This window comes from Castellaniella denitrificans (assembly GCF_042653765.1).
In the GTDB taxonomy this organism is placed as follows: Bacteria; Pseudomonadota; Gammaproteobacteria; order Burkholderiales; family Burkholderiaceae_B; genus Castellaniella; species Castellaniella denitrificans.
The window spans coordinates 106,690-123,694 of record NZ_JBHSEZ010000028.1 but is presented as its reverse complement, the minus strand read 5'-3'; the positions used below and the strand labels follow the sequence as shown (position 1 = coordinate 123,694).

The following is a 17,005-nucleotide window of genomic DNA, read 5'->3' as shown; positions in this document are numbered from 1 at the left end:
CACCATGGCACACATCGTCATCATGGGAGCCGGCATCGGCGGCATGCCGGCCGCCTACGAGATCCGGGACCTGCTCGGCTCCGGGCACAAGGTCACGGTCGTCAATGCGACGGACCATTTCCAGTTCGTTCCATCGAATCCGTGGGTCGCCGTGGGCTGGCGCACCCGCGGGGCGGTCACGATGGAAATCGCGCCGCTCCTGCGGAAAAAGGGCATCGACTTCATCGCGGAACGGGTGGCGGGCATCGACGCGGACAACAATACGCTGACGCTCGAAAGCGGCACGGCGCTCGGATACGACTACCTGGTCATCGCCACGGGTCCGAAGCTGGCCTTCGACGAAGTGCCCGGCGCCGGTCCCATCGACGGCCATACGCATTCCATCTGCACGGTGGACCATGCCGAAAAGTGGTGGACGCAATACCAGGAATTCCTGAAGGCCCCCGGGCCCATCGTCATCGGCGCCATGCCGGGCGCGAGCTGCTTCGGCCCCGCCTACGAATTCGCCTTCATCGTCGCGGCCGATCTGCGCCGGCGCAAGCTACGCAACAAGGTGCCCATGACCTTCGTGACCAGCGAACCCTACGTCGGCCACATGGGCCTGGGCGGCGTGGGCGACAGCAAGGGCATGATCGAGAGCGATTTCCGCAACCTGGACATCCAATGGATCGTCAACGCGAGGACGACCCGGGTGGAAGCCGGCAGGATGTTCGTCACGGAGATCGACGACCAGGGCGAACCCCGCAAGGAACACGAACTGCCGTTCAGGATGGCCATGATGCTGCCGGCCTTCAAGGGCGTGGACGCCGTGGCCGCGGTGCCCGGTCTGTGCAACCCGCGCGGCTTCGTCCTGGTCGACGAACACCAACGCAGCAGGCAATACCGCAACATCTTTTCCGCCGGCGTCTGCGTGGCGATTCCGCCGGTGGAAGCCACGCCCGTTCCCACCGGAGCGCCCAAGACCGGCTACATGATCGAAACCATGGTCAGCGCCATCGCCCACAACATCGCGGCGGATCTGGCGGGTGCGCCGGCGACGGCCCGGGGCACCTGGAACGCCATCTGCCTGGCGGACATGGGCGATACCGGCGCCGCCTTCGTGGCCCTGCCGCAAATCCCCCCTCGCAACGTCAACTGGTTCAAGAAAGGGAAATGGGTGCACCTGGCCAAGGTGGCCTTCGAAAAATACTTCATGCGCAAAATGCGACAGGGAACCTCGGAACCGATCTATGAAAAATACGTGCTCAAGGCGCTCGGCGTTATCCGCCTGGAAAAATAGCGGCCGGCGGCGGGGCCCGGCCCCGTCCTCGCCATCGCCCGAGAGGCCCGGTCATGCCGGCTGATGCCCATATCGTCATCCTGGGCGCGGGATTCGCCGCCCTGAAAGCCATCCGCGAAATCCGCCGGCGGGCGCCGGGCGCCCGGCTCACGCTGGCGGCCCCGGCGGCGAAATTCGTCTACCAGCCCAGCCTGATCTGGATTCCCACGGGCCTGCGCGACGCGGACGCGCTGCGCATTCCCCTGGAAGGCTTCCTGCGCCGGCACCGGGTGGAATTCCTGGCGGCCCGCGCCACGGGCCTGACCGACGGCGGACGCCGCGTACTGACCGACCAGGGCGAGATCCCCAACGACGGCCTGATCATCGCCACGGGCGGACGTTTCATCCGCAAGCTGCCGGGCATCGAGCACGCCCACATTCCATGCGCGGGCACCGAGGCGGTCCTGGCGATCCGTGAGCGGCTGGTGGCCATGGACCGGGGCCGCCTGGCTTTCGGCTTCGGCGCCAATCCCCAGGAACCGGCGGCCATGCGCGGCGGTCCCTTGTTCGAACTGCTGTTCGGGATCGACACCTGGCTGCGGCGGCGGGGATGCCGGGAACGGTTCGAACTGACCTTCTTCCACGCCAGCGAACGGCCGGGCCAGCGGCTGGGCGAACGGGCCGTCACGGCCCTGCTCGCCGGGATGCGGGCGCGCGGCGTCCGCCTCGCCCTGGGTCATCCGCCCCAGGCCTTCTCCCGCGAGGGCGTGGCCACGGCGGGCGGCCCGATCCCCGCCGACATGATCCTGTTCATGCCCGGCATGACCGGTCCGGACTGGGCCGAGGCCAGCGGCCTGCCCCTGTCGCCGGGCGGATTCTTCCAGGCCGACGCCCACTGCCGCGTCCAGGAAACACGGCGCGTCTACGTGGCCGGGGACGCCGGCAGCTATCCGGGCCCCGACTGGCTGCCCAAGCAGGCCCACATGGCGGAATTGCAGGCCGCGGCGGCCGCGCGGAATCTGCTGGCCGAACTGTCGGGCGCCGCGCCGCGCGCACGACCGCGCCCGGAACTCCTGTGCGTGATCGACGCGCTGGACACGGGCACGCTGGTCTACCGCGGCGCGCGCCGGTCATGGATGCTGCCCAGCTCGCGCCTGCTCCATTGGGCCAAGAAACGGTTCGAGGCCCGCTACCTGGACAGCCTGCGCCAGGGCGCCCCCCGGTAGGCCCGGGACGCGCCGCGGCCGCCCCCGCGATCCGGGAAAGGCCGGCCGGGACTCAGAACGTCGAGGCGCAATGCCCGCCGCTGGGTGCGACGCCCGAGCCCGCCGCGATCAGCGGCGGTTCGGCGCGCACGTTGACCGGCGCGCTGTGCACCCAGTCCCAGGCGAAGAAGCCCACGAGCACGATCCAGAAGGCGGCGGCCAGGAATCGGAAATTCATGCGGCGGCTCCTTCAGAAAGCGTAGCGGCGGCGCACGCGCACGCCGATCAGGGATCCCAGGAAGGCCATGGGCACCCAGATCCAGCCGTGCAGGCTGCCGGTGGAGATCCCGCTGACCATGGCGCCGATGTTGCAGCCGAAGGCCAGCCGCGAGCTGTAGCCCAGCAGCAGGCCCGCGGCCAGGCCCACGGCCCACTGCGTCCCGTTCATGGGCTTGGCGGCGGAGGCCGGCTTGCCCGCCGCGATCCACAGGGCGCCCGCCAGGATGCCGATGTTGGTGATCGAGGTCACGTCCAGGAAGACCGACTGCGCCAGCGTCGCGGCGTTGACCGGTTCGCTCCAGAAGGCGTTGGCCGAGGGATCGAACAGGTGCGCGGCCGCGGCGATCTTGGCCGCCCACAGGCCGAAGCCGTAAACGATACCCCAGGGCTGGCCGGCGATCACCAGATTCAGCGCCGCCAGGACCGCCAGCAGCACGGCGCCCCACAGCAGCTTGCGGTTCCACAGCGGCGCCGCGCGCCCGGTCCAGCGCACCACGCCGACACCGACCAGGGCCAGGCCCGCCAGCGTCAGCAGCAGTGCGGCGGGCGCGCCGAAATGCGCCACCAGGCCGTAGGGCGGCAAGGCCCCCAGGGCCAGCCAGCGGTCCAGCGTGGCCGAGCCCAGGAAACTGCCGATGGCGAACAGCGGCAGGATCGCCATGTTCAGGGGAATGCCCAGGCCGGCCTTGTACAGGGTGCCCGAGCCGCAGCCGTCGGCCACCTGCATGCAGGCGCCGAACACGAAGGCGCCGACGAGCAGGCTGACGCTGGGCGGCCCGAGCGCGGCGCCCAGGTCGGTGGGATAGGCCGCCAGCAGGGGCATGGATACCGCCGCCGCGACCGCCAGCAGCACCAGTTGCGCCAGCACGCCGGAGGGGTCGCGCTGCTCGATGAGCCGCCGCCAGCCGGTGGTGAAGCCGAAGCGCGCGCCCGCCAGCACCGCCCCCAGGCCGATGCCGACCAGGAACAGCAGCGCCTGGCGCAAGGCCACCGACCAGGCGAGGAAGACGCAGAAGGCGGCGATGAGGATCGCGAGGGGAAGCCGTTTCATGCGTCAGCTCAGCCGAAGACGCCCTTCAGCTTGTCCAGGATCTGGCTGCCGCGGCCGGGGACGTGCTCCATCGGCCGGTTCGGGTCCTGCGACCATTCGGCCATGGACTCGGGATACAGCCGCACGTTCTTCTGGCCGACGATCTCGGACAGCGCGAACCAGTCGGTCGCCGCCCAATGGCCTGTGTTGCAGAACGAGATCGTTTCCGACTTCGGGTCGGGCAGGAGTTCGGCGGCAATCTTGCGGGCCTCGTCGGCCGAGACGAAGATCGAGGTGCCGGGCTTGAACCAGCGGCCGTTCTCCACGTTGACCGCGCCCTGGATCGTGCCGGGCACCTGCGCCGTCGGCGCCTTGACCTTGCCCAGGTAGAAGTCCAGCGGCCGGGCGTCCACCAGCCGGACCTGCGAATTGCCGACCTGGGCGGCCACCTGCTCGGTGGTGGCGATGATGGATTCGTCCAGCTTCGGCTCGAAGGCCGTGGCGGCGACCGACGGCGCCGCCTGGTCCTGCGGCAGGCCGGCGTCGGCCCAGGCCTTCAACCCGCCGTTCAGGACGGACAGTTCCTTCAGGCCCAGGTATTTCAGGGTCCAGTACACCCGCGCCGAGGCGCCGAAGTCGGTGCCGTCGGCCCCCGACGAAACCACCACCGCATGCGTGTCCCGGTCGACGCCCAGGCCGCGCACCAGCTGCGTCAGCCTGTCCAGCGGCGGCAGCTGGCCGGGATTGTTCGCCGGCCCGCGCCACTGGGCGTAAGGCGCCGACACCGCGCCGGGAATGTGGCCGGCGGCGTAGGCGTCGGGCGGACGGATGTCGATGACCCGCACCGACGGCTGCCGCCGGGCGGCGTCCAGTTCGGACGGCGTCAGCAGCGGCTGAGCCGCCCAGGCGGCCGAGGAGGCCCCGAAAGCGAGGAAGAGCGCGCCCAGGCGGGCGGACAGGGATTTCATGGCGATGCCTTTGGGAAACAGGGAAGCGACCGTTCATTCTCCCAGATTCGATCGCACGGCAAGCGATACCTTTAAAATCTGAAGTTATATGAACGATCCGGCCGCCCGCCCGCACCGCTCCGTGCCTCAGGCCCGCAGGAGGCCGGCCAGGTTGGCCGGGATCACCTGGATCACCCGGGCGGCGCTGTCGGCGGCGGCGGCGAGCGCGTCCATCGGCGCGGCGCCGCCGGCCCAGGCATGGACGAAGGCGGAGGCGAAGGCGTCGCCCGCGCCGATGGTGGACACCGGGACGACAGTCCGCGCGGGATGGAAATGGCCCTGTTCGCCGTCATGGAACAGGGCGCCGCCCTGCCCCAGCGTCACCAGGATGGACTGGCCGGGCCGGCGCACCAGCCGGCGCGCCAGGTCGCGGGCCGTGTCCGGCGAGGGAGCGTCGGTGTCCAGGGCCGCGTCCCCGCACAGCCGGGCGGCTTCGCGCGCATTGACGCACAGCAGGTCGGCCCGTTCCCACAGGCCGAGCAGGGCCTGGGGATCGGCCAGTTGCCGCGCGCCGGGCGTCACCACCAGCCGATGGCGCGACGCGGCCATGCGCGCCAGGGAATGTTCCAGCCAGGCCTGGGATTCCAGGGACAGGCCCGTCACGTAGACGACGTCCGCCGTCTCCAGGCCGGGAAAGCCCTGTTCCCCGACCCAGGCGCTGGCGCCGCGCTGCGCATAGGCGCGCGCCGCGCCGGTCTCGTCCACCATCACCACGGCCTTGCCCGTGGGCAGCGCGTGATCGGGGATGGCGGCCAGGATGCCGTGGCGCCGGAGGATGTCCCGCAGCAGGTCGCCTTCCAGGTCGCTGCCCACGCAGGCGTGGACGGTGACGTGGGCGCCGCGCGCGGCCACGTTCAGCGCGGCGTTCACCGCCCCGCCGCCCGCGTACAGGCCGATGTGCTCCACGTCCTGCTTGGCGGCGAGCATGGGCCGGACGCGGGATACGACGATGTCGACGACGGCCGCGCCGATGGTGGTGAATTGCATGGATCCGTCCGCCTGGAAATGAAAGAAGCCCCACGCCCGCCGCCTAGGGATTCAGGACGCCGGCCACCCAATCCGCGAAGACGCGCACGCGCCGGGGCAGATGGCGGCGATGGGGAAACAAGAGATTAACCGGCATCGGGGGCGGCGGACAATCCGGCAGGACGCCGACCAGGTCCGGAGCGCGCGCGGCGCCGGAGAGCGGCGCCTGGATCAGCCCGAGGCCCGCCCGGCAGGCGGTCTCGTAGGCCGCGCTGTTGTCCACGGTGACCCGGGACCGCATCGGCATCCGGACGACACGGCCGGCGGCGTCCAGGTATTCGAACGCCGCCGGCCCGTCCGAGGGATTGGGGCGATAGTCCACCAGCCAATGGCGCGCCAGATCCTCGGGGCCGCCGGGCCGGCCATGCGCGCGCAGGTAGTCCAGGCTGGCGAAATTGCCCAGGGGCAGCATGCCCAGGGGACGGCAGGCGAGCGACTCGTCGACCACCGCGCCGATCCGGACGACGCAATCGAGCCCTTCGCCGATCATGTCGGAACGCCGGTCCGAGCTGGAGACATCCACCCGCAAGGCGGGATGGCGCGCCAGGAAGCCGGGCAGCCGGGCCATCAGCGGGCCCGCCGACATGCCCAGGGGCATGCCGACCCTCAGGCAGCCGTCCAGCGGCCCGTCGAGGCGCCGGAAGAAGCCGCCGAGATCCTCCAGGTCGTCCAGCACGTGCGCGCACCGGTCCAGGAAGGCCTGCCCGTCCCCGGTCAGCCCGACTCGCCGCGTGGTCCGCTGGAGCAGGCGCGCGCCCAGGCGCTTCTCCAGGCGCAGGACGGCCGTGGACACCGTCGCGCGCGGCAGCCGGAGCTGTTCGGCCGCCTGGGTGAAGCTGCCCAGCGCGGCGACCCGGATGAAGATCCGCAGGTCCTCGGCCGAAGGCGCGTAGGCGGGCGCGGGGACCGCCGCGTCCGGGCGGCCGCCCGGATCCCGTTGAACACCGGGGCGCGCGCCGGCCGCGATGCCCAGCGGATTCCGATTGATCGAAATTTTCGACATGTGATGTTGAACCATCGGTATTTATCCAGGCCGGATCAAACAATATAGTGCGCTCATCCGGACCGCAAGCCGGCGGCCGCGCAAGCGGCGCCGGGAACCCCCGCCCGGACCGTCCCGCCACCCTTTGCCGGAGATCCGCCATGACCACGCCCGCCACCCACGCCACCACGTCCACCACATCCACCGCCGCCGCGCCCGCGGCGCATCCCGTCGCCTTCATCACCGGCGGCAGCCGGGGCCTGGGGCGCGCTTCCGCCCTGCACCTGGCGCGGGCGGGATGGGACATCATCCTGACCTACCAGTCCCGCGAGGACCTGGCCCGGGAGGCCGTCGCGGAAATCCGGGCGCTGGGCCGCGCGGCGCTCGCCCTGCCGCTCGACACCACCCGGACGGCGGACTTTCCCGCCCTGGCCGCCTCGCTGCCGGCGCGGCTGCGCGACACCTTCGGCCGCGACCGCCTGGACGCGCTGGTGAACAATGCCGGCACCGGCATGGACGCCGCCTTCCTGGAGACCACCGAGGCGCAATTCGACCGGATGATGAACGTGCACCTGAAGGGCGTGTTCTTCCTGACCCAGGCGCTGGTTCCGCTGCTAGCGGACGGCGCCCGCATCCTCAACGTCTCCAGCGGCCTGACCCGGTTCTCGTTCCCCGGCAAGGCGGCCTACGCCATGATGAAGGGCGGCATCGAGGTGCTGACGCGCTATCTCGCCAAGGAACTGGGGCCGCGCGGCATCCGCGTCAATGTCCTGGCACCGGGCGCCATCGCCACCGATTTCGGCGGCGGCGTAGTGCGCGACGACCCGCAGGTCCACGCCGCCATCGCCGGCAGTACGGCCCTGGGCCGCGTCGGCGAGGCGGACGACATCGGCGGCGCCGTCGCGGCGCTGCTGGCGCCCGGCAGCGCCTGGATCAACGGCCAGCGGGTCGAGGCGTCGGGCGGCATGCTCCTCTGATCCGCCCCGTGCGACCCGGGCGGCGGCGGATCGGAACTCGCCACGATCAGGGTTTTCCCTGAGTACAATAGCGGGTTTTTCCTGCCGCCAAACCCTTCATGCCTCAATCATCCTCTCCCGGCGCCCGACGGACGTCCGCCGGCGCGGTGCTCTTCGCCCTGGCGATCGGCGCGTTCGCCATCGGCACCACGGAATTCGCCACCATGAGCCTGCTGCCCTACTTCGCGCGGGACCTGGGGATCGACGCGCCCACGGCGGGCCGCGTCATCAGCGCCTACGCCCTGGGCGTGGTGGTGGGCGCCCCGCTGCTGACCGTGCTGGCCGCGCGCATGGCGCGGCGCACCCTGCTGGTGTGGCTGATGGGCCTGTTCGCCCTGTTCAACGGCCTGTGCGCCTTCGCCCCCAGCTACGAATGGCTGCTGGCGCTGCGCTTCCTGAGCGGCCTGCCCCACGGCGCCTATTTCGGCATCGGCGCGCTGATGGCCGTGTCGCTGGTGCCGCATTCCCGGCGCAACCAGGCGGTGGGCCGGATGTTCCTGGGACTGACGGTAGCCACCATCCTCGGCGTGCCCTTCGCCAACTGGCTGGGGCACGCGCTGGACTGGCGCTGGGGCTTCGGGCTGGTGAGCCTGTCCGGCCTGCTGACCATGGGACTGGTCGCCTGGCTGGCGCCCTACAGCCCGCCCGAGCCGGGCGCCAGCCCCTGGCGCGAACTGGGCGCCCTGCGCCACCTGCAGGTCTGGCTGACCCTGGCGGTCGGCGCCATCGGCTTCGGCGGCCTGTTCGCCGTCTACACCTACCTGGCCGACGTGCTGCTGGAAGTGACCGGCGTGTCCCCTTCCGTCGTTCCCCTGGTGCTGGCGGTCTTCGGCGTCGGCCTGACCGTGGGCAACATCCTGGTGCCCTGGCTGGCCGACCGCGCCCCGATGCCGACGGCGGCGGGGCTGCTGCTCTGGAGCGCGGCCATGACCGCGCTGTTCCCTCTGGCGGCCGGCAACGTCTGGGCGCTGTCGGCCAATGTGTTCTTCATCGGCTTCGGCGGCGCGCTGGGCACGATCCTGCAGACCCGGCTGATGGACGTGGCCCGGCACGCGCAGGGCCTGGCCGCCGCGCTGAACCATTCCGCCTTCAACTTCGCCAACGCCCTGGGACCCCTGCTGGGCGGCCTGGCCATCGCGCGCGGCTACGGCTGGACCTCGCCCGGCTGGGTCGGCACCGGTCTGGCGCTGGCCGGCCTGGCGGTCCTGGGGCTGTCGGTCCGAATCGACCGGCGGCGCGACCGGACGGGCGCGGCCGCGTCCCGGGCCCAGGAGTCCTGAGCCCCGGCGTCTTCAGCCCCGGCTCAGGCGATCTTGTCCTGGGTGCGGGTGTCGAAATCCGACGCGTCGTGGCGTTCCCAGAGCTGCTCGGACGGATCGCCGGACGTGCGGTTCACCATCCGCCCGCGCCGCACCGCCGGGCGCTCGCCGATGGCCCGGGCCCAGCGCAGCACGTGGCGGTAGTCGCCGGCCGACAGGAATTCCGCCGCCCCGTAGACCTGGTTCAGGACGAGCCCGCCGTACCAGGGCCAGATCGCCATGTCGGCGATGGTGTAGTCGTCCCCCGCCACGAATTCGTGATCGGCCAGGCGCTGGTCGAGCACGTCCAGCTGGCGCTTGGCCTCCATGGCGAAGCGGTTGATGGCGTATTCGATCTTGACGGGGGCGTAGGCGTAAAAATGGCCGAAGCCGCCGCCCACGTACGGCGCGCTGCCGACCTGCCAGAACAGCCAGGACAGGCATTCGGCCCGGGCGGCGGGTTCGGTCGGCAGGAAGGCGCCGAACTTTTCCGCCAGGTGCGTCAGGATCGCCCCGGACTCGAAGACCCGGATGGGCGACGGGCCGCTGCGGTCCACCAGCGCCGGGATCTTGGAGTTGGGATTGACGCCGACGAAGCCGCTGCCGAACTGGTCGCCCTCGCCGATGCGGATCAGCCAGGCGTCGTATTCCGCCCCCGAATGGCCCCGCGCCAGCAGTTCTTCCAGCAGGATCGTGACCTTGACCCCGTTGGGCGTGGCCTGGGAGTAGAGCTGCAGCGGATGCTTGCCGACCGGCAGCTCGCGCTCGTGCGTCGGCCCCGACACGGGGCGGTTGATGTTGGCGAACCGGCCGCCGCTGGGCTGGTCCCAGGTCCAGACCCTGGGCGGCTGGTATTCGGACGTCTGATTCATGCTGCATGCTCCTGGTGAGCCGCCTCCGGCAGGCGGTGCGGCGGCAAAAGCATCTACGGTACCAGCATCGGCCGATGCTGTGAACCGGATCCGATCACGGCGCGCGCCGGGCGCGCTTCCGCTGGACGAACCCCCCGCCTGGCCCTATGATGGACCGACTTCATTCAACCTTAAAAGGAGTAGCGGATGGGTATCATCAGCATGATTGTCGTCGGGTTCATCGTCGGCCTGATCGCGCGGGCGATCATGCCCGGCGAACAGAAGCTGGGCTGGATCCTGACCACGGTCCTGGGGATCGTCGGCTCCATCGTGGCCGGCTACCTGGGCGCCGCGCTGGGCTTCTACCAGGCAGGCCAAGGCGCGGGCTGGATCGGCTCCATCATCGGGGCCCTGATCGTGCTGGGCGTGTACGGGTTCATCGCCAAGCGATCCTGACGTCTCCGCGCACCGCCCGCGTGCGGCGCCGGGACCGGCGGCGGAAGCGGCCGGTCCCGGCGCCCCATGCGGAGCGCTCAGTAATGCGGCGGCCGCTCGTCACCGCCGCCGCCCGGGCCGGGCGCGCCGCCGACCGCGATCTGCTGGCGCAGGGCCAGCAATTCGCGCGCCAGGGATTCGATCTGCTGTTGCTGGCGGAACACCGTGCGGTTCAACTGGTCCAGGAGGTCGTCGGCATACGCCGCCTTGACCTCCAGGTCCACCAGGCGTTTTTCCAGGGCGGCGGGGTCGATATCGGCTTCGTTCATGTCTCTTGTCCTACCGGAATTCCAGGGTTCAGGCGGCGGGCGTCAAAAAATCGACCAGCAGGCTGGCCACGACCCGGGTGGCGCCGCGCAAGTCCTCCAGCATAACGTGTTCGTCGGCCTGCTTGGCGCGCGATTCCATGACGGTGCGCGGTCCCGCCCCGTACATGACGGTCGGCACACCGTGCTCCGCGTACAGGCGCGCGTCGGCGTACAGCGGCGTGCCCACGGCCGGGATGTCCTCGCCGAACACCGCGCGCGCATGCCGCCGCAGGCTGGCGACGAGCTTCTCGTGGCCGGGCAGCGGCCGCAGCGCCCGCGCCAGCAGGATGCGGCGCACCTCGACCGTGATCCCCGGCAGGCCGGCCACGGCGGCGGCGATGAAGGCGCGCACCCCGGCCTCGACCTCGGCGGGATCCTCTTCGGGAATCAGGCGGCGGTCCAGCTTCAGCACCACCTTGCCCGGCACCACGTTGGTGTGGGTGCCGCCGTCGATGCGGCCCACGATCATGGTGGGATGCGTGATGCCCTCGATCCGCGACTCGATGCCGTCGAGCGCGTCGGCCTGGCGGTAGATCTCGTCCAGAACGCGGCTGGCCGCCCGCAGGGCGTCGTGCCCGGTCTTCGGCGCGGACCCGTGCGTGGCCTTGCCGTGGACGGTGATCTCGAACTGCAGGCAACCGTTGTGCGCCGTGACCACGGCATGGCTGAAACTGGCGCAGACCGCGTAGTCCGGCTTCGTCAGGCCGCGCTCCAGCAGCCAGCCCGGCCCCTTGAGCCCGCCGAATTCCTCGTCGTAGGTGAAATGCAGCTCCACGGCGCCCTTCAGGGGCGCGCCGCTGGACTCCAGCGCGCGCACCGCGTGCAGATAGGTGGTGAAGTCGCTCTTGGACACGGCCGAGGCGCGGCCGTAGAGGCGCCCGTCCACGACTTCGCCGCCGTAGGGATCGTGGGTCCAGCCCTCGCCCGGCGGCACCACGTCGCCATGGGCGTTGAGCGCCAGCACGGGGCCGCCCGCGCCGTAGCGGCGGCGCACGATCAGGTTGGTGATGCTGCGCATGCCGTAGGCCCGCGTTTCCTCGTCGGGCACGCGGTGGCGCTCCACTTCCCAGCCCCAGCCTTCGAGGAGGGCGGCCACGACCTCGGCGTGCGGGGCGTTGTCGCCCGGCGGCGTGTCGGTGGGCACGGCCACCAGGCGCCGCAGCAGCGCCACCTGCTCGTCGAAATGGGCGTCCACCCAGGCGTGCAAGGCGGCGTGGAGGGTCTTTTCCATCGTCAGCGGACCAGGCGGCCCCAGATGCGCACGCGGCTGATGCCGCCATCGGGGAACATGTTCACGCGCACGTGGGACACGGGACCGACCTTGCGGATGACGTCGCCTTCGTAGAAGTGCTGCTTGTCCATCTCGGTCTTCTGCTCGCCCAGCAATTCGGGCCAGAACATGGCCTGGGTCACCAGGGACTGGTCGGTCGACTCGGCCACCAGCGCGCCCTGCACCGAGACGCGGTCGGGATAGTTGCCCTTGAAGTGCGCCGTGTCGATCTCGATCTTTTCCACTTCGACCGGGTGGCCCAGTTCCAGGATCAGCCAGTCGTTGCCCGGCTCGCGGCGGCGGCGGGTTTCCCAGCCGTCGCCCATGTTGACGCCGCGGCCCGCCTTGATCACGCTGGTGGGCATGCCGAAGTGGGCGTCGCTGTAGGCGACGACGCGCCCGCCGCTGGCCAGGGCCGACACTTCGACCAGGGCATCCGGGTCGCGCCGGTCCCAGTCGCAGGCCGGCTGGCCGTAGACGCGCAGGCGTGCCACGCCGCCGTCCGGGAAGATGTTCAGGCGCAGGTGGGTCCAGACGCGGCCGTCGCCGATCTCGACGAAATGGTGGGAATTGCCCTGCAGCGACTTGGCCGCGACGAGCTCGACCCACTCGGTCCCGGCGTCGGGCTCGCCTTCGCAGGACGCGGCCTGGACGGACGCGGCGGGCGGGAAATTGCCGGTGAAGTGGCTGGTGTTGATGTCCAGGCCCTTGATCGTGCCCGGCAGGCCCAGCTTGACGATGGCATGGTCGTTGCCGCCGTTGCGGCGGCGGCGGGTCTCCCAGCCGTCCATCCACTTGCCGTGGTCGTCGAACTTGCCGACGATGAAGACGGGCTCGGAATCCTGCAGCATGCGCTGCGCGCAGGCGAAGAACTCGTCCGAGCAGGACAGCACCCGGGCGCCCAGGCTTTCGCTGGCGAGGTTCGGGTGGCGGGTGGCGAAGGCGGGCAGATCGACCGCGGGGGCGTCGATGACGGTGCCGACGGGCAGATTGGGAGAAGCCATGGGATATGCTCCAAAGAGGCTGTGAGACCCGCCGGGGCTCTTCGGCGCCCGGTCCGGGAATGGGATGGAACCGCCGGAATCAGGCGGGTTTGTAGGGGTGTTCCTTCACCCAGTGGCGGGCGATGTCGGCGCGGGTGGCGATCCAGACGCGGTCGTGCTTCTGGATGTGGTCCAGGAAGCGCTGCAGGCCCGCGAACCGGCCCGGACGGCCGATCAGGCGGCAGTGCAGGCCGACCGACATCATCTTCGGCGCGGCCTCGCCTTCGGCGTAGAGCACGTCGAAGGCGTCGCGCAGGTAGGTGAAGAAATGATCAGCGGTGTTGAAGCCCTGCGGCGAGGCGAAGCGCATGTCGTTCGTGTCCAGGGTGTAGGGCACGATGAGCTGCGGATGGACCTTGCCGTTGCCCAGGTCCACCTCGGTCCAGAACGGCAGGTCGTCGCCGTAGTAGTCGGCGTCGTACAGGAACCGGCCTTCCTCGGCGACGATGCGCAGGGTGTTGGGGCTGTCGCGCCCGGTGTACCAGCCTTCGGGGTGGCGGCCGAGCAGCTTCGTGACGATTTCCACACAGCGCAGGAAGTGCTCGCGCTCGACGTCCTCGGGCACGTCCTGATAGTGGATCCAGCGGTAGCCGTGGCAGGCGACCTCGTGGCCCAGCTCGACGAAGGCGCGCGCGACCTCGGGATTGCGCTCCAGCGCCATGCCCACGCCGAAGACCGTCAGAGGCAGGCCGCGGCGCTCGAATTCGCGCAGGATGCGCCAGACGCCCGCGCGCGAACCGTATTCGTAGATGGATTCCATCGACAGGTGGCGGGCGGGATAGGCCGCCGCGCCGATGATCTCGGACAGGAACTGCTCCGACCCCGGATCGCCGTGCAGCACGCAGTTCTCGCCGCCCTCCTCGTAGTTGACGACGAACTGCACGGCCACGCGCGCCTGGCCCGGCCAGTTGGCGTGCGGGGGGGTGCGGCCATAGCCTGCCAGGTCGCGGGGGTAGTGCTTGTCTGTCATGGGAGGGTCTCCTGTTGAATGAGTTCAGGTCGATGGGGTCAGGGTCTGACGCTGGAGCGTGGACCAGGGATCGGCGCCGGAGCCGGGCGCCGCGTCCATCCGCTGTTCGCAGTCCTTGAGGTGATGGTCCATGGCGGCGCGCGCGCCCGGGGCGTCGCGCCGCGCGATGCGGTCCAGGATGTCCCTGTGCTCCAGGTACGAGCAGGTGCTGTCCTCGGGCGCGTCCCCCAGGGCGATGATCAGCGTGGTGCGGGCGCACAGGCCGGCCAGCATTTCCGTCAGCACCTGGTTGTCCAGCAGGCGGGCGAGCTCGACGTGGAAGGCGTTGGACAGGCGCAGCCAGCTGATGCGGTCGCCCTGCTCGAAGGCGCGCTGCTCGCGCTCGACCATTCCGTGCAGGGGCGCCAGCCGGTCGGCCACGTCGTCCAGCGCCGTCAGCATGTCGATCACGATGCATTCGAGCGCGCGGCGCATGGCGAACACGTCGCGCACTTCCTTGGGCTCGGCCTGCCAGACGTAGGCGCCGCGATTGGGCTCGATCGCCACGATCTTGTCGTGCGCCAGCCGCGCCAGCGCCGCCCGCACCGTGCCGCGCGAGCAGTCGAAGGCCGCGCACAGCGCGGATTCGGTCAGCTTGGCCCCTGGCAGCAGCCGGCGGTCCATGGCGGCGTCGAAGATTTCCCCATAGACGCGATCGACGTCCGACGGCTCGCCGGCCGGCTTGGGGTCGCGCAGGGTCGAGGCGCGCGGCGCCTTCAGGTCCTGGGCGGCGCGGGAGGGCTTCAGCTGGAGCATGGCCATAGGTGAAAACGACAGGATGGATTGACGACGAAAATTGTTGACAATTATTGTGTATCGGACCAGAATCGTCAACACAAATTGTTGACAATCATTCGTCTACAATCATTCGTACCCGTCCTGCCCCGAAATCCGCCGGCCCGCGCCGGCGCTTCGCGAACCGGCGAACCATTCGCCGGGTCCGGCCATACCGGGGGCCTATTGGCAGGATACTGACCGGCGTAAATCCCATGGGAAAACTCTCCACCCATGTCCTGGACACCGTGCACGGTGTGCCAGCCCAGGGCGTCGCCCTCGAACTCTATCGCCTCGACGGCGATTCCCGCACCCTGCTCGCACGGACGGCCACCAACCAGGACGGCCGCTGTGACGCGCCCCTGCTCAGCGGTCCCGCGCTGACCCGGGGCGTGTACGAGCTGGTCTTCCATGCCGGTGACTACTTCGCCCGCAAGGGAGTGCCGCTGCCCGAACCCCGTTTCGTCGACCAGGTCGTGCTGCGCTTCGGCGTGGCCAATCCGGACGAGAACTATCACGTCCCCCTGGTCGTGACGCCGTGGACCTGGTCCACCTATCGCGGCAGCTGAGCGCCACGCTCATCCCGGCAATCCCCACGAACGAAGAAACCAAGAGGAGACTCTCATGGAAGGCTTTTTCCTTGAGTACGGCAACCTGCTGCTGCGCTGGCTGCACGTCATCGCCGCCATCGCCTGGATCGGCGAATCCATTTATTTCGTCATGCTCGACCTGAGCCTGCACGCCCCCAGGGGCGAGCACGCCAGGAAGCTGGGCGTGTACGGCGAAATGTGGGCCGTGCACGGCGGCGGCTTCTACCACAACCAGAAATACCTGACCAACCCGGCCGAACTGCCCGACGACCTGCACTGGTCGTTCTGGAAGTCCTACACCACCTGGCTGTCGGGCTTCGGCCTGTTCATGCTGCTGTACCTGCTGCGCGCCGACATCTACCTGGTCAATCCGGCCAGCCCCTGGGAATGGGCGCGCAACATGAACGGCACCGAGGCCGGCATCCTGGCCGTGGCGTTCCTGGTGATCGGCTACAACGTCTATTCGCGCCTGTGCCGCATCATCAGCCCCACCGTCGAGCGCGACGGCCTGCTGAGCGTGGCCGTGGGCGTGATGATGGTGATCGTGTCCTGGTTGACCACGCAGATCTTCCCGGGCCGCGCCGCGTTCCTGATCACCGGCGCGCTGATGGCGACCTGCATGTCGGCCAGCGTGCTCTTCTGGATCATCCCCGGCCAGCGCCGCATGGTCAAGGCCCTGAAGGCCGGCGAAAAGCCGAATCCGCTGGACGGCCTGCTGGGCAAGCAGCGCTCGGTGCACAACACCTACTTCACCCTGCCGGTGATCTTCCTGATGCTCAGCAACCACTATTCGTTCACCTATACGAACGAATACGCCTGGGTCATCATGAGCCTGTTCATCTTCGCCGGCGCGGTGATCCGCCAGTACTTCGTGCTGCGCCACACCGGCAAGAACGACCTGCGCTACCCGCTGGCCGGCATCGCGATGCTGGCGATCATCGGCTGGATCGCCGCCCCGTCGCCCGCGCCGGCCGCGGCCTCCGCTCCCGCCGCCCAGGCCGGTCAGGCAAGCGGCGCGGCCGCCCCGTCGCAGGCCGCCGTCACGGTGGAACAGGTCCACGGCATCGTCATGGCCCGCTGCACGGAATGCCACTCGGCCAAGCCCACGCAGGCCGGCTTCGCCGCCGCGCCGGCCGGGATCATGCTGGACACCAACGAGCAGACCCTGCAGCACGCCGACCAGATCAAGCAGGTCGTCGCCAGCAAGTACATGCCGCTGGCCAACCTGACGCAGATGACGGACGAGGAACGCGCCGTGATCGCCGCCTGGAACGGCAAGTAGGACCTAGTGCGGACCGTCCCGCGCCCGCTGTCGGGAAACGCGGATTGATCGACAGCGCCGCCTTTCTATAAAATCCTTGTGCCGGCATCCCGCCGGCACAAGCGTCTTCAGGGCGGGGCGGAATTCCCCACCGGCGGTAGGCGAGGCTGCGGCGCAATGCCGCAAGGCCCTCGCGAGCCCGCGAGCGCCCGCCGCCCCGTGCGGCGGGGTCAGCAGACCTGGCAGCACACCAGGGCCGACGGTCACAGTCCGGATGGAAGAAGATGGGCAGACCCGCGTCTG

18 protein-coding genes and 1 riboswitch are annotated in these 17,005 nt (G+C 70.0%); of the genes, 7 read left to right on the top strand and 11 right to left on the bottom strand.

Features of this window, described 5'->3' with window-relative positions:
- The first annotated feature begins 4 nt into the window (after window positions 1-4).
- Window positions 5-1,279, top strand: a complete 1,275-nt coding sequence (locus tag ACFO27_RS12685; protein ID WP_376817653.1) for an NAD(P)/FAD-dependent oxidoreductase — start codon at window positions 5-7, stop codon at window positions 1,277-1,279.
- A 53-nt stretch (window positions 1,280-1,332) separates the two neighbouring features.
- Window positions 1,333-2,484, top strand: a complete 1,152-nt coding sequence (locus tag ACFO27_RS12680; RefSeq protein ID WP_376817652.1) for an NAD(P)/FAD-dependent oxidoreductase — start codon at window positions 1,333-1,335, stop codon at window positions 2,482-2,484.
- A gap of 52 nt (window positions 2,485-2,536) precedes the next feature.
- Here the strand turns inward: ACFO27_RS12680 and ACFO27_RS12675 are convergent, their stop codons facing one another.
- The 5 genes from ACFO27_RS12675 to ACFO27_RS12655 form a co-directional block, all read right to left on the bottom strand.
- Window positions 2,537-2,701: a hypothetical protein gene (locus ACFO27_RS12675; protein WP_323023724.1), complete on the bottom strand. Its 165-nt coding sequence runs from the start codon at window positions 2,699-2,701 to the stop codon at window positions 2,537-2,539.
- A 12-nt stretch (window positions 2,702-2,713) separates the two neighbouring features.
- A complete protein-coding gene (locus tag ACFO27_RS12670; protein WP_376817651.1) occupies window positions 2,714-3,793 on the bottom strand; it encodes a YeeE/YedE thiosulfate transporter family protein in 1,080 nt (359 codons plus the stop codon).
- An 8-nt stretch (window positions 3,794-3,801) separates the two neighbouring features.
- On the bottom strand, window positions 3,802-4,740 hold the full coding sequence (locus tag ACFO27_RS12665) for a sulfurtransferase (protein ID WP_376817650.1): 939 nt from the start codon (window positions 4,738-4,740) through the stop codon (window positions 3,802-3,804).
- Between the two features lie 126 nt (window positions 4,741-4,866).
- On the bottom strand, window positions 4,867-5,766 hold the full coding sequence (locus ACFO27_RS12660) for a carbohydrate kinase family protein (RefSeq protein WP_376817649.1): 900 nt from the start codon (window positions 5,764-5,766) through the stop codon (window positions 4,867-4,869).
- Window positions 5,767-5,809: 43 nt separating this feature from the next.
- Window positions 5,810-6,808, bottom strand: a complete 999-nt coding sequence (locus ACFO27_RS12655) for a LysR substrate-binding domain-containing protein (RefSeq protein ID WP_376817648.1) — start codon at window positions 6,806-6,808, stop codon at window positions 5,810-5,812.
- A 140-nt stretch (window positions 6,809-6,948) separates the two neighbouring features.
- Between ACFO27_RS12655 and ACFO27_RS12650 the strand changes: the two genes are divergently transcribed.
- Window positions 6,949-7,764, top strand: a complete 816-nt coding sequence (locus ACFO27_RS12650) for an SDR family NAD(P)-dependent oxidoreductase (protein ID WP_376817647.1) — start codon at window positions 6,949-6,951, stop codon at window positions 7,762-7,764.
- 98 nt (window positions 7,765-7,862) lie between these two features.
- Window positions 7,863-9,083 carry an MFS transporter gene (locus tag ACFO27_RS12645; protein WP_376817646.1) on the top strand — a complete coding sequence of 407 codons (1,221 nt, stop codon included), beginning with the start codon at window positions 7,863-7,865 and terminating at the stop codon, window positions 9,081-9,083.
- A 23-nt stretch (window positions 9,084-9,106) separates the two neighbouring features.
- Here ACFO27_RS12645 and yghU read toward each other — a convergent pair whose 3' ends face one another.
- A complete protein-coding gene (gene yghU, locus ACFO27_RS12640) occupies window positions 9,107-9,973 on the bottom strand; it encodes a glutathione-dependent disulfide-bond oxidoreductase (protein ID WP_376817645.1) in 867 nt (288 codons plus the stop codon).
- A gap of 186 nt (window positions 9,974-10,159) precedes the next feature.
- Between yghU and ACFO27_RS12635 the strand changes: the two genes are divergently transcribed.
- Complete coding sequence (locus tag ACFO27_RS12635; RefSeq protein ID WP_376817644.1) at window positions 10,160-10,408, top strand: GlsB/YeaQ/YmgE family stress response membrane protein; 249 nt, start codon at window positions 10,160-10,162, stop codon at window positions 10,406-10,408.
- A 77-nt stretch (window positions 10,409-10,485) separates the two neighbouring features.
- On the opposite strand, the gene ACFO27_RS12630 is transcribed toward ACFO27_RS12635, so the two are convergent.
- From ACFO27_RS12630 to ACFO27_RS12610, 5 genes are all read right to left on the bottom strand, one after another.
- Window positions 10,486-10,716: a SlyX family protein gene (locus tag ACFO27_RS12630; protein WP_376817643.1), complete on the bottom strand. Its 231-nt coding sequence runs from the start codon at window positions 10,714-10,716 to the stop codon at window positions 10,486-10,488.
- A 28-nt stretch (window positions 10,717-10,744) separates the two neighbouring features.
- Complete coding sequence (locus tag ACFO27_RS12625; protein WP_376817642.1) at window positions 10,745-11,986, bottom strand: M20/M25/M40 family metallo-hydrolase; 1,242 nt, start codon at window positions 11,984-11,986, stop codon at window positions 10,745-10,747.
- Window positions 11,987-11,988: 2 nt separating this feature from the next.
- Entirely contained in the window at window positions 11,989-13,029 is a 1,041-nt protein-coding gene (gene alc, locus ACFO27_RS12620; protein WP_376817641.1) for an allantoicase, read from the bottom strand.
- Window positions 13,030-13,108: 79 nt separating this feature from the next.
- Entirely contained in the window at window positions 13,109-14,038 is a 930-nt protein-coding gene (puuE, locus tag ACFO27_RS12615) for an allantoinase PuuE (RefSeq protein ID WP_376817640.1), read from the bottom strand.
- 24 nt (window positions 14,039-14,062) lie between these two features.
- Window positions 14,063-14,839 (bottom strand): GntR family transcriptional regulator, encoded by a 777-nt coding sequence (locus tag ACFO27_RS12610; protein ID WP_376817639.1) that lies wholly within the window; start codon window positions 14,837-14,839, stop codon window positions 14,063-14,065.
- A 227-nt stretch (window positions 14,840-15,066) separates the two neighbouring features.
- Between ACFO27_RS12610 and uraH the strand changes: the two genes are divergently transcribed.
- Window positions 15,067-15,420, top strand: coding sequence for a hydroxyisourate hydrolase (gene uraH, locus ACFO27_RS12605; RefSeq protein ID WP_376817638.1), 354 nt, complete (start codon window positions 15,067-15,069; stop codon window positions 15,418-15,420).
- A gap of 55 nt (window positions 15,421-15,475) precedes the next feature.
- Window positions 15,476-16,723: a urate hydroxylase PuuD gene (locus ACFO27_RS12600; RefSeq protein ID WP_376817637.1), complete on the top strand. Its 1,248-nt coding sequence runs from the start codon at window positions 15,476-15,478 to the stop codon at window positions 16,721-16,723.
- 99 nt (window positions 16,724-16,822) lie between these two features.
- Window positions 16,823-16,992: riboswitch (FMN riboswitch) on the top strand.
- Window positions 16,993-17,005 lie beyond the last annotated feature (13 nt).